Raw genomic sequence first — 20,244 nt, forward strand, 5'->3', positions numbered from 1 at the left:
GTGGCGGCCGGACAGAGGTAGGAACCGATAATTGCGCCTTAGGCAGCACCTCCTGAACCACATCACCATATTTAGCTTTATTTACTTAATACTTCGATTTATTCTTCTACAATGTAAGTTCCCGTGTTGCTAGCTCCAACTGACAATCTGTGAAATATCGAGGAATACACTCCATCCTATTATAATTTTCCAAATAGCTTAATCATTTCTGTTTTGCTTTTTACGGGAAGCTGTAAAGGAAGGAGAAGTGTATAAAAAATGCCATCTAGGAGATGGCATTTTTAAACAATTATATCAGTTGTAAAACCTACAACTTCTCTACTACCGCCAAGGGCAGTTTTAGACTTTCAGCAATGACGTGGTTGGCTACACCTGCTTTTTTTAAAGACTGGGCAGAGGCCAATTTCTCCTGGTCTGCTTTTTTACGCTCTTTTTCAGCTGCTTTTTCAGCAGCCTTTTTCTCAGCAAGCGACATCGCGCTGTTCCATAACCACTTGTCCTGCAAACTTGCTTCGTATGCCATTCTTTCCTCCTTTGTTAAATTGGACAATTCTGCTATTTTAAAAATACGCTGAAATATCCGTTTGTTCATGAACGTTGGAATCTTGTCCGCCTTACTTAAGTTATTCAATAGCCAGAACCACCTATCCTTATCCGTTTTGATCTCCTTGTCCTTTTTTACAAAGTTAGGGAGTTCTAGGAATATATAGCTCAATTTACTGTAAAAAATTCTTCCCGAATCTTTGTCTATCAGGGAGATGCTCTTCAAATACCGTTCCCGTTCCGTATCATCCATCCTGAACTCCAATATGCCTATGAAAATCACTTCCGGTAGTTCAAAGTTCCAGTATTCGACCCCTTTGGGATACTGGCTGCTTATAAGCCGCGAAGTACTGAACATAACCCGCTCTTTAAAGTTATCGTGGTTCATACGCTGCATTTCCACAATGATTTCTTCTCCGTTATCACCTGTACATCGAAGATCAAAAATAACTTTCTTCTGATCGGCTGTTTCGCCCAAATATTCTGTGGGGCCATATACAAGGCTTTTGATACGTTTACTGCTTCCGATCAATTCATTCAAAAAGGGGATCAATATATCCTGATGGGCAGGTCTTCCAAACAAAAATTTGAATCCGAAGTCGCTCCCGGGGTCAATATATCGACCAACAGTAGGTTTGTCTAAGTTGTTTTTTGTCATGCTTTGATATTTAGGTCATTTACAAATATAGCAAAACAGATTTTAAATTACTAAAAAAATTAGCTTTGTTTTGTAGTTGGTTGTCGAAAACAATCATGTTTCTAACCGAATATAATCGGTTCTGCTTTGGGTTTTTACGATTTCCGTAAGTTGATAGGATTACTGATTTACCACCCGTTTTCCCAGAGCCGTCAATGTATACCGTTGCTCACTACTTGTAGGGTTATCTGGATTTGACAACGCTACAAATCCTGCCTCGATTGCTGGACTTAAATAGTTTTTAGTGAAGTTTCCTATCTGATAAACCTAACAGATGTTGTAATTCTTACCGTTTATGTTTCTTAGTAAATACAGCCAACAATCGCTCAACTTGGGGGGGTAACTTGAGGGGTAACTTGGGGGGTAATCTCAGATGATGGAAAAGTCATCCGTGTAAAATTCTCCATAAAACGAAAGCATTCCCTACCATAACTTTCTAAAATCCTAGGCACACCCGATCCAAGTTGTTCTACCAATTCCAGATCCCGATAAACTCGCATAAGTTCCCGATTTCTTGGAATGGAACACTAAGGGAAGAAATTCCAGAACTTTACATCAATTATCGTGTAAGTGTAATTCGAAAAGAAAAAGTCAAATTTATTAGAAGTGGGATTAAAGCAGTTGAATATTATTGCGATCAATTCATAGATTTTGCATTTATCGAAGCATTAACACGCTACAAGAAAGATAAAGAAAATGTGGCTTTAAATAAATACACCTAAACCAACTCCAATGCCTGCAACTCAGCCGCCAGCCGATGCATCCCCTCTTCAATCTTTTTAAGTTGGGGTAATCTCGGCTTTTTTAAACCGGAGGAATAGTGTTGTAGTAGCCTCTGATTAATACCGGTGATCTTCTCAAGCGCTGCATTGGTAAAAATGCCTTTATAATAATTCAGGAAGCTCTCCGCATTTCCAAATATAGTTTGCCCCCTGTAGATGCGAATGCTCTGGCATGGCACGGAGTGGAAGAAACTAAACTCTTTACTGACACAGAATCATTTAATATAGATGGTGAAGAGGTTTCACCTAGAGATCTACAGGCTACGGCTGCACAATATTATGGAGGCGTTGATGATAAACCAGGAAGGGGACGGCCATTGTGTAGTCAATAAAATCTATAAATTATGGATTGTACGATCTTTCTGCATCAAACTATCAGGGAAAATATTAATATTAACGATTAAAACATAGAATATGCGATACACATTTATTGGCTTTCTCTTTTTTATCTCGAGCGTTCAGATCGCCAGATCACAGAAAATGACGGAACTGGAAAAAGCCTTTATGAACACTTCTGATAGCACCCTGGTTTTAACCGGGCAAAACCCGGGGGGATTATGGGTCCGCAATGCCTTTATAGTAAGTAAAAAGGATTCGATCATTAGTTGCTACCTATACCATTTCAATGTTTATAACCTCCCGTCATCTCAAAGGATACCAAAGGGAATGGCTGATTATCTGAAAGCAAAAGACACCTACCCTTTTGACTTTAAAGAGAGATTTTCATTAAAAAAAGTGTTCGTATACGGACGCCTGTCTGTTCGAAAGCGAACATTCAATTAAAAATTCTGATAGAAGTAATTAAGTCTATGCTGTTTTGTAAACTGTAAAGTTTTTTTTAGACGAGACAGCAAACCGCTTGTTGATATTTTGATACTTTTGTCTTTTTGAGCGGTCTTTTAGCCGAAGGCGCTTGCGACGCCCTGTGAACCTAAATCGCCGGTGACATTGACGATACGTGGTTTGGCCGACTTTCTCATCAGATCAAAAAATGCATGCGCAACCCTTGTCGGTCCATAATAGTTCCGCTCAAACACGTCGTTTATGGAGTAAACACAATAGCCTAGAGCAGATTGAGGCATATCACTGATGATACCCGCATTATTGATGAGAAGATCCAGCACATCGACCTTAACACCAATTTCTTTTCGGGCGGCGTCTACTGATGGCTGGTTGTTTACATCCAATTGGACTACATCTACCGTACCTAAACCTTCGGCAGCCAGTTCTTTAACGGCTTCTATACCTTTCTGAAGGTCGTGGCTGCCAATAAAAACAAAAAAGCCTTCATCTACTAATTTTCTTGCTATTTCTAGGCCAACGCCTTTATTAGCTTCCGTAATTAACGCCGTTCTCATTTTTCTCATTTCACAAATGTTTAGATACGATTTTCAGTAAAAAATTAAGCGGCCTTGGAGCCGGTATAAGTACATTGTTTGCAAATCCGCTTTACTTTTTTGCAACTCGGGCCCAGATCCAAATTTGTAATCCGCATCGTTAGATATTATTTACTCCAGCGAATGATGGAAATTATTGATAGATGGGCGTAAAAACTCAAAGAAGCCATACCAAACATATTGGTATATTTAGCTTAATGCTATTAAGCGCTTACTCACTGACGCCAAGATGCGAACCTCTTTATTTGGCGCTCAGAAAAGAGTTCATCCGATCATATAGCTTCTATTTCTGGTGCAAATGAAGCTGCAATAATTTTGATCTGTTTGGAAAACTAAGGGGAAACGGGCAAATCATCAGTTAAAGCGGGCAGTATGTAGATGGGCAGTATGGGTTGCGTTGCGCTTTTGAGAGTTTAACAGGAATTTACGCCCGTCTTAAAGGCGAAACTGCCCGCTTCACTCATTTGGCGTACACCACGACAGTGAAAATCGCTAAATTGCCGCCATATTTACCACTATTAATTTAATATTGGGGTGATATTTGTGCCATTATTAAATGATTTTGTAACAGATGAATCAGGAGAACTATAATGAAGACTTAGCTATATTCTATCTAGATAACCTGAGTAAGTTATTGCGGAACAAAGCCAACCGATATTTATCTTCCCAGGGAATCGATGTAAGAATCAAACAGTTACCTGTGCTATTTAGTATTCCGGAGGAAGGATTGCCACAGCAACAAATTGCAGATGAGATAGGCAGGGATAAATCCTCAGTACTGCGGACGATTTCCAGTTTGGAGCGGGAAGAATTGGTGAAGGTAATGACTGACATGGCGGATAAACGAAAAAATTGCGTGATGCTGACTCCCAAAGGAAAATTATTGGTGAGCTTATTAAAGGATAAAATTGTAAATTTAGAGAAGGTTCTGTTCAATTGTTTAAAAACTCCGGAACATATTCGGTTTATGCAGCTGACCAAGTCTATATGGAATAAGCTACAGAACATTCATATAATACAGTGACAAAAAAGTCGTATGTCGAAACAATATCGAATATTGGGTGTCATCATTTCACTCGGAATAGGCCTTGCCGTTGTACCTATTAAATTGACCGGGGATGACGTTCAATCAGGCGGTTTCTTTTTAGCTGTCCGTACGATTCGATATACTTTCACGGCCGGAATTCTGGCCTTTTTTCTTCATCTTTGGTTGAACCGGAAATTTACAATGTTCTCGAATGATTACTTGTATTTAGGCTATCTAATCAAGATCATATTTGTTGCTATAATCATTTTTCTCACTTCGATCTCACTGGATTTTCTTCTTCTTTCTTTTGTTAAAGACTCTTCGTTAACCATTCCAGAAGAAGATCTTAACTGGTACCTGCTAATATCTAGATGTATACTAATCAGCGCCTTACAGTTCTTTATTGTGTTTTATTTGCAATTTCTCGGCGAAAGCCACCGGCGTAATCTAGAAATAGAGAGGCTTAAACAAGCTCAGTTAGAAGCCAACTTATCCAATTTGAAAGAGCAAATGAGTCCGCACTTTCTGTTTAACACGTTGAATACCTTAAGTGCCATAACACAGGATAAGCAAGTCAAGGAATATGTGGCTGAAATCGCAATCGTATATCGCTATATGCTCGTTCATAACAAGTTAAATCTCGTTTCCTTAGAAAAGGAATTGAGTTTTACCAAATCCTATCTATACATCATTAAAACTCGAATGGGCGCTTCTATTAGCATACAAATCCGTGTCGAGGAAAATTTAATGCAAACAAAAATGCCACCACTTACTCTGCAACTGTTGCTTGAAAATGCCATTAAACACAACGTAGCGTCCGTAAGTAGCCCTTTGCGAATAGAGATTTACAATGATCGGGTATACCTTGTGATCCGCAATAGTTTTATCCCCAAAAAAGCCCCGTACTATTCAACGGGAGTTGGGTTAAACAATTTAATGCACCGTTACCAACTTTTATTTGCCCGGAATATAGTCATAGAAAAAGATTTAACCATGTTTACCGTAAAGTTGCCAATTATAAAGTCATGAAAATTTTAATCATAGAAGATGAAATAAATGCCGCAAAAGAACTGGAAAGGATCTTGCTTAATCATGAGACGACAAATAAGGTTCTTGCTATTCTCGACTCCGTAGAAGCAAGCATTGATTTTTTAAAACGAAAAAGTCCACCTGACCTGATTTTTTCTGATATTCAATTGGCGGACGGAATGTGCTTCGATATTTACAGGGAAACCCTGGTAAAGAGCCCAATCATTTTTTGTACTGCTTACGACGAATATATGCTCGATGCATTTGAAACGAACGCGGTTAGTTATATACTAAAACCCATCACCGAAGAAGCGGTAGCAAAAGCGATCGACAAATTCAAACGATTAAAGTTTGCTTTTGAACCGGCTGCTGCGACACGATCGATTGAGAGACTGGGCCAACAATTAAAATATACTTATAAAAAAACGTTACTGGTAGAGCAACGTGAAAAGATCATTCCTCTTCCGGTAAGTGATATAGCTTATTTATATTTAGAAAACGCGGTGATCAATATTGCAACTCTTAAAGGTAAGCATTATTTCATAACCTCTACATTGGATGATTTGGAGCGAATGCTCGATCCCGAATTGTTTTACCGTGCCAATCGACAATTTATTATCAACCGTTTCGCCATTGCAAGTATCGAGAGATTTTTTTCCCGAAAGCTTATTTCCAAACTTGTCGTTGAAACGCCTGAAACTATTGTTATCAGCAAGGCAAATTCCTCCGATTTCTTAAGGTGGCTGGAAGGTGAACAATTCTAGTTTTCGCTCAGCCTTCCTTTTGATCTTTTTCTACTTCCGATGCTATCGCTGGCAGCAATGACCGCCTATTGATACTATCTCTTGTTCAGGCCTATATAAAATTTTAACCTATTAATTTATTACACCCGATGCAACGTCTTGGATTAAAACCTCGTGTTTCTGTTATGAACCGATTTCTAATCTTTTTTATGTTGTTGATGCCTTATGCCGGAAAAGCGCACCATGCGATGCAACCTTGACGACGTTAACGGACCGGATGTTCCAAAAGCGTTTCAGATCTGAGAAGGTTTTATTAACCTGATCGGTATATTCACCATTAACTCCGAAATATTGGTTTTCAGCACTGTTTTCAAAATGCAATGCGTAAAAATTAGCCGGGTTCGACATTTGTAGCTCCTCACTGGCTGCAATGACGGTTGGCTCTTTACCCCAGCCAACAAACTGTTGAAAAAGCCAGAGACGTAGAGCGGGAGTGTTTGTTTTTCTACGCTTTCCATAGCCATGGATACTTCTATCACAAATTTAACAATTTTTTGTGACAGAAATGTCATCTGATACGTCACAAATATTAACAACATTTGTGACGTAATTGGTGTTATAGTACATGAATCATATTATCACAAGCAAGAATACAGACTCATTCAACCAATAGGTCCATTGCTGGCACACGAACCTTCGTGTGTCCATTCATCGATTGTTGTATACTCTTCAAATACCGTTCCCGTTCCGCATCATCCATCTTGAACTCCAATATGCCTATGAAAATCACTTCCGGTAGTTCAAAGTAACCCACAGCATTTCAGTTTATCGAAATTTCACCTTTTAGGTTTTAAGGCAACAATCACACAATTCGCCTTATTATTCTTGAAACCGAATAACGTTAATAGCTCTTTTGGATATTCTACATTTACTCCTTTAGCTTTATTATTTTTGTATTGATCTATAAGGTCTGCAGCTGGAACAATAGTATATATATATTCGGTATCTGCGGTTAAGAAATTTCTGTTAACAAATTCTGAGGGTGCATAAACATTAATAACATTTAGATAATAGCATTTATCGTCTACCTGCAGTTTATCTATTCTATATAGATTTTCCGAATCAAGCCGGTATAAGTAAGAATCTGAAATGTCGCTTGATGTTTGTAATTTGAAAAACAGGTTATTGCCTATGAGGTAAGGAAAATTAATTAGCTGTACATGATTCGGATTGTCGGCAAAATATCGGGATTTGGAACCTATTGGATACTTCGCGTCGTCAAATAACTGTTTTCTGTCGAGAGACATATTATACGGAAGCATTATCTTAAACAGACTATCCACCTTTTCACTGGTTGCTTGATAAATTACATAATCGAATGGACGTGCGAACATAGCATTTCCACTGCCGTTGCTATAAAAAAAAGTATGCAGTGTTTGAAAGCTATCCTCGGGTAAGAAGCTATCTGTCTGCATATTGTAGGGAAAAAACTTTGAAATAATTCTGTTATCCTTAGCCACATATACTTCATATGCTGTAGAATCGGGAAGCCCACTATACACGCGTTTATCGTAATATATCGCTTGTCCGTCTCCTAGCACATATTTTTCTCCAACAAAGTTCTCTTGGAGTGTTTCCAACGGTTTTCCTTCAAAATCATACCGATAGATCGTTCGGCCTTTAAGGAAGTTTATGCTCTTCTTGACAAAGTCAATATATATCCTTCCGGTTGTATACTGATCACGGATTATTTTTGTTTTAAACTTTCCATTACGATGAAATAGCATTATATTATTGGAATGCGATTCGGTAAAAACAAAAAGACTGTCAACAATAAACAGCTGCCGAATTGAACCAAACAGCGACGAGGATCGAGTTTCCAATGGAATGAATTTAACTTCATCGAAAATATCTGAAAAGCTAGGGGGCTCGGCACTTGAAGGGTCAATCCGTAATGTGACTTGGGCGAAAGAAGCCGTTAGGTGCATTGCCAATAAGATTGATACAATACGCTTCATAGTATATCTATTTAAGAATGGTTCTTAGGTTATCAAAGTACAATTCATCGTTTTCGTAAGTTCTTGTGAATTTATTAAAATACAGATCCCTATATTTTAGAAAATAAAACGGCTTAGCCGATTCAAAAAAGACATTCGTGCCTTCCGAAACATGAGTTATACGAACCTGATTCTTATATTTATTGCCAACGGATAGTTTGTTTTGATTGGTATATATTTCCAGTTTAGTCATCGGAAACGTCTTGGACAAGAAGTCAGAATGTTCCAAATTACATTGATTACACCCCATACCAGGCATATAAACACATAGGGAACCTTCTTGCTGAAATTCAGTATTAAAAGTAAAACTGTTGTTAAGCGAAAAAAGAGAATATTCAAGTTCCTTCTTATCTTTTTCGTCAAGTTTAGAAAACAAGGGGTAAAAACTTTCGCTTATGTGAACATCTGTTTTAAACCCAGAAAAAGGGAGCTCTTTTCTGGCAAAGACCTTATTAAAAAAAAACGTTCGCATTCTTCAGGTTAGTTAAGTCCGGATAGTGGTATCTGCACATTGATTATGTTGTTGGTTTTAGGTTGATAAACAGTTCCAGTTTAGTTTCACTAAGTTATAAATTAAACGATATTTCACAAACTTAGATAATGCCCTTTTTTTCACAAGTGTTTATTTATTGGCGTTCAAGCTTCCGCCATTTTATGGCGGAGGTATACGCAGTATAATCGTGATGCGTATAAAAGGGCACTTATCGATCTCTCCTCAGCCATCAAAAACTCGTTTTACAGAGGAAAATTTGTGAAAATTTGAGAAATACCTCCCTTCCACCGGCTATACTTCGCGAACGAATATAATCGGTTCTGTTTTTGGTTTTTACGGAAGCTTTAAGGAAGGAGAAGTGTATAAAAAAAGCCATCTAGGAGATGGCCTTCGTTATAGTAATCTTTAATCTTTTATTCTTCTTTGGGCAGCGTTCTTAATAGTTCTTTAGCAGGTACTTCTTTGACTATGCCATCCCTCTTCACTACAAGAGTGCCTCCTGTTGCTGCTGTTTCCTCCACCAATTTACGCATGGCTTTTCGAAGCCCTGACAGAACTCGATCACTCAAAGGCAATTCTTCTGAAACTGACTCAATATTTATCATGACCTTGTTTTTGTATCCTTTCCCAAAGTTCGGTATTATAAATTTCTTTTCCAAGTGAATCAGACTTTGCAATCAATTCGGGGCTTACATCCATATTATTAAAGACCATCCATTCATCGCATACGGGCATATACAGCTCAAATAAATTGACGATACCTCTGATGTATCTTCTGGTGACTACTACCTCCGGAATATGATGGCCACCACCTGCCACTCTTTTTGCTACCCGTTTTTGGGCCTGTTCTGGAGAGTCTAACCAGAAAAAAAGTAGAATGACATTAAACCCAGTGCCTCTGGCTTTTTGAACTAAGGAAACATAACTTCTCGTAGACAGTGTAGTCTCAAAGGCAAAGTCAACCTGCTCCTTTATTAACTCGTTGATTCTATTAAGCATAATTCTACCCGCCTCTAAAGCGACACTTTCTACGTTAAAAGGAGAAATTCCTGCCGCAATGATATCAGCATTGACGAATTCTTTACAGTTCAAAATCTCAGGCAATACTGTATAACTAGCTGTGGTTTTGCCAGCGCCATTACAGCCTGCTATTATATATAAATTTGGCATTACAGTATAATTCGAAGTTATATCGTTATAAGGTTTTGTTTAGATTGTTTACCAGCCTAAGATAGAAATTTTTGTACAATTTCTGACTCTAAATGGAGAAATTTATCAAGAGGAACTGATAAAAACTGCACAAGAAAACTTTTTTGGAATCGGAGAAAAATGAAAGATCAACCGGTACTATTTCATAACTTAGCATAAGTTTATAAAACAGGATTATAATTCCAAAAACCTGATGCTCTACCATGAATATGCAAACTAAACTAGCCAATAGATTTCGCGAAGTAATTTTAAGCGGAACTTGGATTGCCAATACAAATTTTAAGGATCAGCTGCAAAACCTTGACTGGAAAATTGCTACGGCAAAATTTCGGGATCTTAATACGATAGCTGTACTTGCCCAACATGTTCATTATTATATTAATGGCATCAAGGAGGTTTTACTTGGCGGTGAATTAGAAATCAGCGACAAATTCAGTTTTGATTTTCCACCCATCGAGTCGCAGCAGCAATGGGAAACATTTCTGTCCAGATTCTGGAGCGACTCGGAAGTCTTTGCAGAGCTATTGGAAAAACTTTCCGAGGAAAAACTTAACGCGCATTTTGTAGCGGAAAAATACGGTACTTATTTAAGAAATATTGATGGGATGATAGAGCATAGCTACTACCATTTGGGACAAATTGTATTATTAAAAAAATGCCTGATGCACTGATATAAGATACGTCATTAATTCGACCATCTAAGGTTGATTTATTCATGAAATTAAACATTAGAAAACCGCATCTTTAAGAGCTTCAATTTTTCAACCTTATTAAGAGACACCTTCACTCCTAGCCTGCTATGCTTGGGGAACGAATATAATCGGTTCTGTTTTTGGGTTTTTACGGGAAGCCATATGTTGATAGGATTACTGATTTGCTATCCGTTTTCCCAGAGCTGTCAATCCAATTAACAGATGAAGAATGGCAATCTTTGACATCGCAAATTGCGATATCAAAAAAAGGTCGTGGAGATAGAAGAACACCACCTTATGTTTTTACGGAACACGGTGTTTTAATGCTATCTAGTGTATTAAACAGTGAACAAGCCATCCAGGTCAATATCCAGATCGTACGTATATACACTAAAATTCGGGAACTGTTAGTGGCCCATAAGGATGTATTTTTGAGGGTAGAACAGGTAGAAAAACAGATGATAAAACAGGACCAAAAAATCGAGGTGCTTTTTAGTTATCTTAATAAGTTTATTGAAAAAGAAGAAAAGCCGAGAAAAAAAGTTGGATACGAGATCGGAAAGAATAAAACCTAACAGATGTTGTAATTCTTGCCGTTTATGTTCTTTAGTAAACAATCAGGTGATTGGTTTTATATCCGCCAACTGCTGTTTTAATCGCTCCACCTCCTGCTTGAGTTCCCCGATCTGTCTGTCCTTGGGCGCTGTTATTTCGTCAATTTCCGACAGGCTATATTTCGGAGTGATGTGTTGTGGGCAATTCCAGTCATAGGCCTTGATGTGGAACAATAAGATACGTTCGGGCCTGAATTTATAGTCTTCGGGTTTGAGAAAATCGAATAGCTCCGGCCTATCATCGATCTCAACGATTTCAGCCTCGGCATACATCTTCAACCTTGCCCGCATTGGATAGGATACAAAAATCAGGGATACCTTGGGGTTCATGGTAATATTTCCTAGGGAAATGTATTGCCTATTTCCTGTGAAATCGATCAGACCGATCGTTTGATCATCAATTACCTTTACAAAACCTTTCGGACCTCCTCGGTGCTGAATGTAAGGGTAACCATTATCCCCGAAGGATGCCATATAGAAGCTATCCAATTGACCGAGAAACTGAATTTCAATAGGTGTCAACCCATCTACATAAGTCATCTTCTCGACGCGCTTATAAGCCGTTCTGCTACCCAGTTTTTCCTGGAGGGTTTTAATGACATCGGTAAATGCAAGCTTTGGGTAATTCATATTAACTTGTTATGATGATTCTGTACTATATGAAAGCTTCATGTTTCATAAGTCAAATATCCATCATAAACAAATGCCGGTGTTAGGCAGAAATTCCTTTAGTGTAAACAATTTTTCCTTTTAGGCTGTTGCCCGTTCGGATTTCTCGCGGTACTGCACAGGAGACATTCCTTCCCTACTTTTAAAGAAACGGCTAAATGTTTGGACGTCCTCATAGCCGAGCTCATAGGCAATTTCCTTTATCGATCGATTCGAATAATTAATCTGTCGTCTGGCATGGATCATGATACGATCATGAATAATATTGAGTGGACTACGGTTGGAAACAATGGAAAATAGGTTTGATAGTGTTTTGGGAGATTTGTTAAGCCTGGAGGCATAATAGGCAACATCATGGTGCTCAGCAAAATGCCTTTCAACCAGATAGTTGAACTCCCGGACAATGTCGCTCTGATTTTTCTCCAGCTTATGAAAGTTTGTGGAATGGGTCAAAATGCGAGCGGATAAGATCAGCATACGTTTAAGGATGGCCTGCAGCATGTCCTGCTGTAACAGGTCGCTTTTACGGATTTCCGAAGAGAACATTTCCCAGGAGATTTCAAAATCCCTCAAGTTTCTTTCATCGACAGAGACGATGGGAACACCCGAAGCGCCGAAGAAAAGAAATCCCTTGCTACCCACCTCGTTATCATGGTTTACTATACAGTAAAACGGCTGATTGAACCGTACCATTCGCGCAGATTCCAAGTCAATGGCATCAATCTTGTGAAATTCGGTAAGGAAAATAATCTGATGCTTTTTCAGTTGGTAGGGGATTCGGTCGATGGTAAGGTTCATAACCTCGCCCGTGTTCCAGATAAAGGTCATATCCGTTTCTTTTACATCGAAAACGAGATTAATGTTTTCTTTATCCAGCTCATGCACGCCGATGCATTCGTTCGTATTATTGACAAAAAGCATACTTTTTCTTTTCAAAGATATAACGATATCCCAAAGTCACAAACTCGGAATCAACTTTTAAACGGATACTATGAGGTATGGTATCGATTGGTGACACGACATACTGATGAGCAATGATTATCTTCTATTATTTTAGGAACGTACACTACTAACTATTTCGTTGATCTCGCCGTTTACTCTTACTTTTACGCGTGTAGGATTCGGTGAAGTAATGTGGTAATGAGTTACCTTTCCGTCTTTCCACTCGAAGTCTACCGTAAAGTTGCCACGGGCCTTTAGACCCCTTATTTCCCCGCTTCCTTTCCATGCATCGGGAAGGGCCGGCAGTAAGTCAATTATTCCGTTATGGCTTTGCAGCAACATCTCTGCGATTGCGGCAGTGCCACCGAAATTACCATCGATCTGCATGGGAGGGCCTGCTGTAAACAAACTCGGATAGGTGCCGCCGCCTGCACCGTAGTTGACGTGCGTTTCCCGGGTAAGTGTCAGTAATTGCTTGAACAATTTATAAGCCCGGTTACCATCCAACAGGCGAGCCCAGAAAATCTGTTTATAAGCAATGGCCCAGCTTGGACCATCATCTCCCCGTACATTGAGCGACTTTTTTGCAGCTTCGGCCAATTCAGGAGTTTTATAAGGCGAGATGAGATCGGCCGGGAATACGCCATATAGGTGGGAAATATGCCGGTGCTGCGAGTCAACTTCCTTGTATTCTTCCAGCCATTCCAATATCCGTCCGTCCGAGCCGATCCGGCCGGAGGGGGCCAAGTGTTTTAACTTATTCCGTAGGGTATCTTGGAAGGCGGGATCGATGCCAAACAGTTCCGCAGCGGTCAGCACATGCGTAAACAGTTCGCGCGTAATCTGATTATCGATCGTTGGCCCCATGCAGACATTGGCATGGTTGCCGTTTGGAAGATAAAACGCATTCTCGGGCGATACCGAGGGGCCGGTTACTAACCAACCCGATTTTGGATCTTCCATGAGCGCACTATTGTAAAATTGAGCAGACCCCTTGAGAACGGGATAGATGCGACGCAGGTACGCTGTATCCTTGGTAAAAGCATAGTGTTCCCAAAGATTATTGCATAACCACCCCGATCCCGCATTAGCCACTCCCCAGGAGGCGCTTTCGCCGGGCTCCGTGTATCCCCAAATATTGGTAATAACATGCGCCACCCATCCGTCTGCCGCATAGTAGGCTTTAGCGGTTCGGGTTCCGGGCTCCACCAGTTTAGCTACCAATTCAACCAAGGGCAAATCAAGTTCACTTAGGTTGGCGGGGCCGAGATGCCAGTGGTTCATCTGCACATTGACGTCGAGGTGGTAGTCACCATTCCAGGGTGTTTGTATCTGGTTGGCCCAAAGTCCCTGCAAATTGGGCGGCAACAACCCGACCCGCGTACTGCTAATACTCAGGTAGCGTCCGAATTGAAAAAATAAGGCTGCCATTTGCGGATCGGCATCGGCGTTTTCGGCAAACCGGGCTAACCGCTGGTCGGTAGGCAGTCCGTCGGTAGTGGGTTCTCCTATCCGGATATCCAATCGGTTGAAAAGCTTTTGGTAGTTCGTGGTATGCTGCTGCAATTGCAAGTCATAGGTTTTGTGCATCGCCTCGGAAAGTGTATGCGCGGAAGCAGTCAAGTAATCAACGTTGTTGAAATCTGTTGCTGTGGTCAGATAGATTTCGGCAGCATCGGCTTGCCGGATAATCAGTGCATTTTCCGTCACTTCTATGTTGCCACCCGTTGTCTTTGCTTGTATGCGTGTAATAAACCGCATGCCTTGTCCATCCACTCCATCGTCCAACTGTCCCATCAATTGAAGTTCATTGCGTACCGTTTGGGCAGTTGCCCGCTCGGGCCGGTCGATTGTGATACGGACGTTGATTTTTCCTGATCGGTCGGCTCGAAGCCTGATTACACCTACGTCATCGCCAAAGCTGGTAAAATACTCCCGTGAATACTGTGTGCCTGCCAGGGAAAATGCCGTAGCCGAGCGTGCGTCATTTAGGTCAAGCTGGCGCCGGTAATCAATCGGTTCATTCGTTGCCGGTTCTCCGTAGTCGTATGCTAGGTGCAAGGTGCCCATCGTTTGAAAACATCCCCACTGCTTCCCGCCGGACCCAGGCCCCCGGCAGATAAAATGAGCATCTACCAGCTTCTGTGCCTCATCATTTTTCCCTTCGCGCAATAGTTTCCGTATTTGGGAAAGGTAGTTATTTGCTTCGTAATTATTGGCATCTTGCGGGCTACCGGACCATAGCGTGATATCATTCAATACAATGGTTTCTTCGCGTATTCCACCATCGGGCATCATGCCGATCTTCCCATTACCCAACGGAATGGTTTCTTCCCATTGCTGAGCCGGTTGGGTATACCATACAGTGAGTGGCTCCGCGTCGCACCGGATGGAAAAAAAAATAAGACAGAAGGCTAAGTTTAAGAAAATACGAAAACACAACATAGTACTAGGGAATAATTGTAATATCTTTCATTCGATACAAGAACACATTCTGTTTTTTTATGCACACCCCGATCCTCTGAAATGACCTTGGCCATGGGTTAAATTTAATTTTTGGATTATCGTTTACTATTGGTTCTAACCACTGAAGGAAATGAACGAACAAAAGTAGCAGGCTTCATGCGCTCAACAAATGGATGATTCTGTGAAAAACATGGATAATATTACCATTAATTGAGTACGGCAATTGCCCATCATCATATTTACATCTTGGACTTAATGGCTTGGTCGCTGATGCTCATACATGCGGTACTTTAGTGTCAAATGCTAATTAGGCAATCGAATCCTTATTAATAGGAAGTGCGGTAACAACCCCCGCTTCCAATATTTGCAGTTGGTGCTCAATACCGAGAATACGGAAAGCTTCTGTTAAGCTTGAGGTATTTTCGGTATAGTGTGACCATCCTTCTGCATGCAAAGGAATCAAAGTTGCCTGCGGAAATATGTGGGCGGTATCGATTGCATCATTGGTACCCATGGTAACATTGAAAGGACCGCGCGGTCTCGCTGCTCCGGCAAAAATGAAAATATATCTAGGATTGATATGCTGTCCGAGCTTTTCGATTTCGTTGTAGTAAACGGTGTCACCGGTGATGTACAGCTCAAAGTCATTGTCGCCACTGACTGACAGATGAAAACCGATCACATCCCCCGTAATTGATTCGATGCCCGCAGGGCCATGACGTGCCGGTGTCGCCGTGATCTTAATCCTATCACCGTTGGGCGCGTCGTACGTGCGATACTCACCCGGATCAAGACCGATTGCCGTTCCTTTCAACCGCTCAGCGCCTACTTTGGTCGTTAGCGTAGTCTGTACTTCTTTCAAAAAATTCCGCCCGCTTCCATCTAGGTTATCGAAATGCTGGTCGTGACTTAAAAGAACGATATCTATGGGAGTCTCCGGAAAAGCAGCGGGGCCGGAATATTTCTTTTCACTCATCCGCTCGTTCAGGACGAATTCCGTGCCTGCAGGATCAAGCGTTGGATCGGTCATTAACCGCAAACCACCTATTTCCAGCACTACCGTAGGACCTCCCAGGTAAGTTGCTTCCAGCGGGGCAGTCGATATTTTTTTCATTTTTCTGTTTAATGTTTATTTTGATTTATAAAATTTAAGCGCTTCGCACTATCAGAAGCAACAACCAGTCCCGCAGCCATCATGACCACGTCCTTCAGCACAAGACGCCCTGCGCCAGATAAAACATGAAAGAAGGGCTTCCAGGATGGTTCAGTATTTAAATAGACTGTATCTGCCTGATCATCTGACTGGTAAAACCCCACTCATTATCGTACCAAGCCATCACCTTAACGAGATCACCATCAACCACGCGCGTCATCTCCAGGTCAATGGTGGCTGCAAACGGACTTTTGATAATGTCTGTGGAGACAAGAGGTTCGGATGTAACGGCCACTACCTGATTATATCTTTCGGTTTCGGACTCTTCGGTAAGAATCCTGTTGATCTCCTCCACATCGGTAGCCCGCGCTGCAATAAAAGTAATGTCTGATATGGAACCGACCGGAACGGGAACCCTTACGGCAATCCCATCAAATTTACCTGCATATTGAGGTAAAGCCTTCGTAGTCGCGATTGCTGCTCCGGTTGCAGCTGGTGCGAGGTTAATCCCTGCAGCCCTACCCATCCGCGGCTCCCGTTTGGAAGGTGCATCAACCAGCGCCTGCGAAGCGGTATAACCGTGTGTTGTATTCAAGATCGCCTTTTTTATGCCAAGTCGCCGCCCCAGGATTTCAATTACCGGACTTATGCTGTTAGTCGTACAGCTGGCACACGAAAATACAGACACCTTCCCATCTTCCGTATTCACTCCGTGCACAACGGTAGGTGTATCTTTAGTCGGACCCGAAATTACTACGTAGCTCGCACCTGCGGTCAGATGCTTTTGAGCATCCGCATTGTTCGTAAAGATCCCGGTACTTTCAATTACCACATCTGCCTGTACAGCCTTCCAGGGCAATTGCTCAATGTCCCGGATACTGTGGTAAGCTATGGCCTTGCCGTCGACTAATATGTTATTACCTTCAACGCGTACCTCTTTATCGTATTTCCCGTAATTGCTGTCATATTTGAGCAAGTATGCCGCATTATCAATACTCATCAAGTCATTTATGGCAACTATCTCCAGATCCGCAGTTTCAGCGGCTATCTTAAGTGCGGCACGTCCTATACGCCCGAATCCGTTTATTGCTATTCTTTTCATACTATATTTTTGTATTTTGTTTTATTTTAACTCAAAGTTGCAGCATAAAGAAAGATTGTTGTTAGGCATCAATTCCCGTCGTGTTGGCAATATTTCCTTCTAATTAAAATCTGTTTTTGTTCCTGATCTCCTCCGGTATTCATCTCCGTCAGTGCCACTAGATTTATATAATGATTATACCAACAGCTCATCAAATCATTCGTACCGTTCTCTTATCACTGTTTATATTGTCTTATCTGTTCGCTAAGTTCATCTATATTCCAATTAAAAAGATTGACATTTGTCAATACTTTTTTTTAGCAAAAGTCATCGTTGAGCGGGTAAAGAACGAGGCAAATTTGTGTCATTAAACGACCGTCTGGTTGGTAATGGGATTAACTATTTAAAACAAAACATTATGCACACAAAAGCTTTTAATCCGGAGAATTCAGCGATATTGTTAATTGATCATCAGGTGGGGACAATGGGCTGGACTCATTCACATGACATCAATCTTGTTAAACAAAACGCCATAAAATTAGCTAAGATTGCTGCTGCACTTAATCTTCCGGTTGTATTGACATCTAGTATGGAAGAAAATGTTCAGGGTCCGCTGATTTCAGAACTTGAGGAAATTTTACCTGAGGCATTCGCAGCGCGTATAAGGCGACCGGGCATTGTCAATGCGATGCATCACGATGGCTTCAACAAAGCAGTGAAAGCACTTGGCCGCAAAAAACTGTTTGTAGCAGGTGTAACGACAGAAATCTGTGTTACGTTTCCTGTTTTGCAAATGCTTGATGAAGGGTACGAAGTTCAGGTCTCTGCCGATGCTTCGGCGTCATACACAAAATATGGGGACGAATTGGCATTAGCACGCATGCGCTCGGCAGGAGCTATCATTACAACCGTTGATCAGATTATTTCAGAATTGGCAATTGACTGGACGAGTCCCAATGGTCAGAAACTGATGGGTATTCTAAACTATCATTAGATTCAGCCCCAACGGTAACCCACATAAATCATCGCATTTTTCAATCTCTTAAATTGAAAATGCTATCAATTTTTTAGATGGGAAAAATTGATAACTCTTCGGGAAAGGGCGCCTAACATCTCCTTTTATATAATGGTCAACTTTGTGCTATCAAATTAGATAAACAAAATCAAAAATTAAAAAAATTATGGCACGTATTATAATGGTAGACCCAGCAGAAGCTACCGGAAAAACAAAAGAACTGCTAGATGTTGTAAAAGCTAAAATGGGTATGGTTCCTAATATGATGAGAACGATGGCGAATTCTCCCGCAGTGCTTAGCGGTTATCTTGGATTTAGCAGTGGGCTTAGCACCTCATCTTTAGGTGGTAAATTGGGTGAACTTATCGCGTTGACGGTAGCCAACGGAAACGGATGTAATTATTGTAATTCAGCTCACAGTTTTGTTGCCGGGAAAATGGGCATCAAAGATCAGGATGTTGCGGATGCGCGACATGCCTCCTCTACAGATCTAAAAATAAATGCCGCTTTAACTTTCAGCAAGGAGATTTTAAACAGCCGGGGTGCGGTCTCTGAGGAAGCATTAAGTAGTGTTAGAGCAGCAGGCTATAATGATCAGGAAATAGTTGAAATATTGGCGCAAGTTTCATTGAGCATTTTCACCAATTATGTCAATATTCTTGCGGATACGGACATAGATTTTCCTAAACAGCCACCCATTGAAAAGAAATAATAACCACTAAAAATTTAAACGATGAAAACAACTTTCAAAACCGAAAATATTAATGGAGTAGATATTTTTTACAGAGAGGCAGGAGATAAAAGTAAACCGACATTGGTATTACTTCACGGATATCCTACATCATCACATATGTACCGCAATCTTATCCAGTCCTTATCCGACAAATACCATTTGATTGCTCCGGATTACCCAGGTTATGGTAGAAGTGAGCAGCCACCGATGGCAGAGTTTGAATATACCTTTGACAATTTTGCGAGAATAATTACAGCTCTTTTAAAAAAGCTTGAAATTCAAAAGTATAGTCTATATCTGATGGACTATGGTGCACCAATAGGTTTTAGAATTGCCAGTGCAAGCCCTGAAAAAATAGACACACTGATTGTACAGAACGGGTGCGCGTATGAGGAAGGATTGGAAGCGTTCTGGGATCCAATCAAAGCTTACTGGGCCGATAAGAACAACAAAGAGGCAGAAAACACGTTAAAAGGTTTTCATGATCTGAACGGCTTAAGATGGCAATATACACATAACGTTCCTGATCAAAGCGTAATCTCGCCGGACAATTGGGAAATTGATTTAAGACATCTTGAAAGACCGGAAAATGGTGCGATACAGCTTGCTTTATTTTATGACTATCAAAACAATGTACCATTGTACCCTAGTTGGCAACAATATTTCAGAGATCATCAACCGGAGATGCTGATTGTTTATGGGAAAGACGACTATATTTTTCCCGGCGCTGGAGCTGAAGCCTTCAAAAAAGATGTTAAGAAACTCGAATTTCATTTGTTTGACACCGGGCACTTTGCTTTAGAGTCACATGGCGAGGAGATTTCGGCTATCATAGATGATTTTCTTGAGCGAAAAGTTCTTGCGAGTTAATCTTTAATTGCTTTTGTGTGTTGCTTAAGAAT

24 protein-coding genes are annotated in these 20,244 nt (G+C 40.8%); 10 read left to right on the plus strand and 14 right to left on the minus strand.

Annotated features, from left to right (window positions below):
* Positions 1-307: 307 nt before the first annotated feature.
* The 3 genes from FKG96_RS22360 to FKG96_RS26845 form a co-directional block, all read right to left on the minus strand.
* Complete coding sequence (locus FKG96_RS22360; protein WP_149106144.1) at positions 308-1,201, minus strand: Rpn family recombination-promoting nuclease/putative transposase; 894 nt, start codon at positions 1,199-1,201, stop codon at positions 308-310.
* A gap of 159 nt (positions 1,202-1,360) precedes the next feature.
* Positions 1,361-1,498: a Fic family protein gene (locus FKG96_RS27285; RefSeq protein WP_354004808.1), complete on the minus strand. Its 138-nt coding sequence runs from the start codon at positions 1,496-1,498 to the stop codon at positions 1,361-1,363.
* A 460-nt stretch (positions 1,499-1,958) separates the two neighbouring features.
* Positions 1,959-2,201, minus strand: coding sequence for a hypothetical protein (locus FKG96_RS26845; RefSeq protein ID WP_168204596.1), 243 nt, complete (start codon positions 2,199-2,201; stop codon positions 1,959-1,961).
* Between the two features lie 3 nt (positions 2,202-2,204).
* On the opposite strand from FKG96_RS26845, the gene FKG96_RS26850 reads away from it, so the two are divergent.
* Together FKG96_RS26850 and FKG96_RS22370 are read left to right on the plus strand one after the other, a co-directional pair.
* On the plus strand, positions 2,205-2,354 hold the full coding sequence (locus FKG96_RS26850; protein WP_168204597.1) for a hypothetical protein: 150 nt from the start codon (positions 2,205-2,207) through the stop codon (positions 2,352-2,354).
* A gap of 82 nt (positions 2,355-2,436) precedes the next feature.
* Complete coding sequence (locus FKG96_RS22370) at positions 2,437-2,805, plus strand: hypothetical protein (RefSeq protein ID WP_149106145.1); 369 nt, start codon at positions 2,437-2,439, stop codon at positions 2,803-2,805.
* Positions 2,806-2,921: 116 nt separating this feature from the next.
* On the opposite strand, the gene FKG96_RS22375 is transcribed toward FKG96_RS22370, so the two are convergent.
* Positions 2,922-3,389, minus strand: coding sequence for an SDR family NAD(P)-dependent oxidoreductase (locus tag FKG96_RS22375; protein ID WP_149106146.1), 468 nt, complete (start codon positions 3,387-3,389; stop codon positions 2,922-2,924).
* 601 nt (positions 3,390-3,990) lie between these two features.
* Here FKG96_RS22375 and FKG96_RS22380 point away from each other — a divergent pair.
* Genes FKG96_RS22380 through FKG96_RS22390 form a run of 3 tightly spaced genes read left to right on the plus strand, consistent with a single transcriptional unit; the run spans position 3,991 to position 6,239 of the window.
* Positions 3,991-4,443, plus strand: a complete 453-nt coding sequence (locus tag FKG96_RS22380; RefSeq protein WP_149106147.1) for a MarR family winged helix-turn-helix transcriptional regulator — start codon at positions 3,991-3,993, stop codon at positions 4,441-4,443.
* Positions 4,444-4,455: 12 nt separating this feature from the next.
* A complete protein-coding gene (locus FKG96_RS22385; RefSeq protein ID WP_149106148.1) occupies positions 4,456-5,475 on the plus strand; it encodes a sensor histidine kinase in 1,020 nt (339 codons plus the stop codon).
* Complete coding sequence (locus FKG96_RS22390; protein ID WP_149106149.1) at positions 5,472-6,239, plus strand: LytTR family DNA-binding domain-containing protein; 768 nt, start codon at positions 5,472-5,474, stop codon at positions 6,237-6,239. Before FKG96_RS22385 ends, FKG96_RS22390 begins: the two co-directional genes overlap by 4 nt.
* Positions 6,240-6,876: 637 nt before the next feature.
* On the opposite strand, the gene FKG96_RS26855 is transcribed toward FKG96_RS22390, so the two are convergent.
* The 4 genes from FKG96_RS26855 to FKG96_RS22410 form a co-directional block, all read right to left on the minus strand.
* Positions 6,877-7,032, minus strand: coding sequence for a hypothetical protein (locus FKG96_RS26855; RefSeq protein ID WP_168204598.1), 156 nt, complete (start codon positions 7,030-7,032; stop codon positions 6,877-6,879).
* A 22-nt stretch (positions 7,033-7,054) separates the two neighbouring features.
* Positions 7,055-8,236 (minus strand): 6-bladed beta-propeller, encoded by a 1,182-nt coding sequence (locus FKG96_RS22395; RefSeq protein ID WP_149106150.1) that lies wholly within the window; start codon positions 8,234-8,236, stop codon positions 7,055-7,057.
* Between the two features lie 945 nt (positions 8,237-9,181).
* Positions 9,182-9,373, minus strand: a complete 192-nt coding sequence (locus FKG96_RS22405) for a hypothetical protein (RefSeq protein WP_149106152.1) — start codon at positions 9,371-9,373, stop codon at positions 9,182-9,184.
* On the minus strand, positions 9,360-9,938 hold the full coding sequence (locus FKG96_RS22410; protein ID WP_149106153.1) for a zeta toxin family protein: 579 nt from the start codon (positions 9,936-9,938) through the stop codon (positions 9,360-9,362). Before FKG96_RS22410 ends, FKG96_RS22405 begins: the two co-directional genes overlap by 14 nt.
* Before the next feature lie 242 nt (positions 9,939-10,180).
* Here FKG96_RS22410 and FKG96_RS22415 point away from each other — a divergent pair, with 242 nt between their 5' ends.
* Positions 10,181-10,648 (plus strand): DUF1572 family protein, encoded by a 468-nt coding sequence (locus FKG96_RS22415; RefSeq protein ID WP_013668183.1) that lies wholly within the window; start codon positions 10,181-10,183, stop codon positions 10,646-10,648.
* Positions 10,649-10,851: 203 nt separating this feature from the next.
* Positions 10,852-11,244, plus strand: a complete 393-nt coding sequence (locus FKG96_RS22420) for an ORF6N domain-containing protein (RefSeq protein WP_168204599.1) — start codon at positions 10,852-10,854, stop codon at positions 11,242-11,244.
* A gap of 42 nt (positions 11,245-11,286) precedes the next feature.
* On the opposite strand, the gene FKG96_RS22425 is transcribed toward FKG96_RS22420, so the two are convergent.
* The 6 genes from FKG96_RS22425 to FKG96_RS22450 all read right to left on the minus strand — a co-directional run bounded on the left by FKG96_RS22425 (position 11,287) and on the right by FKG96_RS22450 (position 17,615).
* Positions 11,287-11,913, minus strand: a complete 627-nt coding sequence (locus FKG96_RS22425; RefSeq protein WP_149106155.1) for a pyridoxamine 5'-phosphate oxidase family protein — start codon at positions 11,911-11,913, stop codon at positions 11,287-11,289.
* A 120-nt stretch (positions 11,914-12,033) separates the two neighbouring features.
* Positions 12,034-12,873 (minus strand): AraC family transcriptional regulator, encoded by an 840-nt coding sequence (locus tag FKG96_RS22430; RefSeq protein WP_130856619.1) that lies wholly within the window; start codon positions 12,871-12,873, stop codon positions 12,034-12,036.
* 132 nt (positions 12,874-13,005) lie between these two features.
* A complete protein-coding gene (locus tag FKG96_RS22435; protein ID WP_149106157.1) occupies positions 13,006-15,339 on the minus strand; it encodes a glycoside hydrolase N-terminal domain-containing protein in 2,334 nt (777 codons plus the stop codon).
* Positions 15,340-15,667: 328 nt separating this feature from the next.
* Positions 15,668-16,474 (minus strand): MBL fold metallo-hydrolase, encoded by an 807-nt coding sequence (locus tag FKG96_RS22440; RefSeq protein ID WP_149106158.1) that lies wholly within the window; start codon positions 16,472-16,474, stop codon positions 15,668-15,670.
* 8 nt (positions 16,475-16,482) lie between these two features.
* Positions 16,483-16,677, minus strand: a complete 195-nt coding sequence (locus FKG96_RS27120; protein ID WP_130856616.1) for a DUF417 family protein — start codon at positions 16,675-16,677, stop codon at positions 16,483-16,485.
* Positions 16,632-17,615, minus strand: coding sequence for a type I glyceraldehyde-3-phosphate dehydrogenase (locus tag FKG96_RS22450; protein ID WP_149106159.1), 984 nt, complete (start codon positions 17,613-17,615; stop codon positions 16,632-16,634). The genes FKG96_RS27120 and FKG96_RS22450 overlap by 46 nt, the downstream gene beginning before the upstream one ends.
* Before the next feature lie 397 nt (positions 17,616-18,012).
* Here FKG96_RS22450 and FKG96_RS22455 point away from each other — a divergent pair, with 397 nt between their 5' ends.
* The 3 genes from FKG96_RS22455 to FKG96_RS22465 all read left to right on the plus strand — a co-directional run bounded on the left by FKG96_RS22455 (position 18,013) and on the right by FKG96_RS22465 (position 20,212).
* Complete coding sequence (locus FKG96_RS22455; RefSeq protein ID WP_130856614.1) at positions 18,013-18,588, plus strand: isochorismatase family protein; 576 nt, start codon at positions 18,013-18,015, stop codon at positions 18,586-18,588.
* A gap of 187 nt (positions 18,589-18,775) precedes the next feature.
* A complete protein-coding gene (locus FKG96_RS22460; protein WP_149106160.1) occupies positions 18,776-19,321 on the plus strand; it encodes a carboxymuconolactone decarboxylase family protein in 546 nt (181 codons plus the stop codon).
* Between the two features lie 21 nt (positions 19,322-19,342).
* Positions 19,343-20,212, plus strand: coding sequence for an alpha/beta fold hydrolase (locus FKG96_RS22465; protein ID WP_149106161.1), 870 nt, complete (start codon positions 19,343-19,345; stop codon positions 20,210-20,212).
* The last annotated feature ends 32 nt before the right edge of the window (positions 20,213-20,244 follow it).

Origin of the sequence: Olivibacter sp. LS-1, assembly GCF_008245145.1 — a bacterium.
Lineage (GTDB): Bacteria > Bacteroidota > Bacteroidia > Sphingobacteriales > Sphingobacteriaceae > Olivibacter > Olivibacter oleidegradans.

Bases quoted from the DNA above. Each gene is read 5' to 3' on its own strand.
- FKG96_RS22360 (WP_149106144.1), bottom strand. From the start codon at position 1,201: ATGACAAAAAACAACTTAGACAAACCTACTGTTGGTCGATATATTGAC.
- FKG96_RS22370 (WP_149106145.1), top strand. From the start codon at position 2,437: ATGCGATACACATTTATTGGCTTTCTCTTTTTTATCTCGAGCGTTCAG.
- FKG96_RS22375 (WP_149106146.1), bottom strand. From the start codon at position 3,389: ATGAGAAAAATGAGAACGGCGTTAATTACGGAAGCTAATAAAGGCGTT.
- FKG96_RS22380 (WP_149106147.1), top strand. From the start codon at position 3,991: ATGAATCAGGAGAACTATAATGAAGACTTAGCTATATTCTATCTAGAT.
- FKG96_RS22385 (WP_149106148.1), top strand. From the start codon at position 4,456: ATGTCGAAACAATATCGAATATTGGGTGTCATCATTTCACTCGGAATA.
- FKG96_RS22390 (WP_149106149.1), top strand. From the start codon at position 5,472: ATGAAAATTTTAATCATAGAAGATGAAATAAATGCCGCAAAAGAACTG.
- FKG96_RS22395 (WP_149106150.1), bottom strand. From the start codon at position 8,236: ATGAAGCGTATTGTATCAATCTTATTGGCAATGCACCTAACGGCTTCT.
- FKG96_RS22405 (WP_149106152.1), bottom strand. From the start codon at position 9,373: ATGATAAATATTGAGTCAGTTTCAGAAGAATTGCCTTTGAGTGATCGA.
- FKG96_RS22410 (WP_149106153.1), bottom strand. From the start codon at position 9,938: ATGCCAAATTTATATATAATAGCAGGCTGTAATGGCGCTGGCAAAACC.
- FKG96_RS22415 (WP_013668183.1), top strand. From the start codon at position 10,181: ATGAATATGCAAACTAAACTAGCCAATAGATTTCGCGAAGTAATTTTA.
- FKG96_RS22425 (WP_149106155.1), bottom strand. From the start codon at position 11,913: ATGAATTACCCAAAGCTTGCATTTACCGATGTCATTAAAACCCTCCAG.
- FKG96_RS22430 (WP_130856619.1), bottom strand. From the start codon at position 12,873: ATGCTTTTTGTCAATAATACGAACGAATGCATCGGCGTGCATGAGCTG.
- FKG96_RS22435 (WP_149106157.1), bottom strand. From the start codon at position 15,339: ATGTTGTGTTTTCGTATTTTCTTAAACTTAGCCTTCTGTCTTATTTTT.
- FKG96_RS22440 (WP_149106158.1), bottom strand. From the start codon at position 16,474: ATGAAAAAAATATCGACTGCCCCGCTGGAAGCAACTTACCTGGGAGGT.
- FKG96_RS22450 (WP_149106159.1), bottom strand. From the start codon at position 17,615: ATGAAAAGAATAGCAATAAACGGATTCGGGCGTATAGGACGTGCCGCA.
- FKG96_RS22455 (WP_130856614.1), top strand. From the start codon at position 18,013: ATGCACACAAAAGCTTTTAATCCGGAGAATTCAGCGATATTGTTAATT.
- FKG96_RS22460 (WP_149106160.1), top strand. From the start codon at position 18,776: ATGGCACGTATTATAATGGTAGACCCAGCAGAAGCTACCGGAAAAACA.
- FKG96_RS22465 (WP_149106161.1), top strand. From the start codon at position 19,343: ATGAAAACAACTTTCAAAACCGAAAATATTAATGGAGTAGATATTTTT.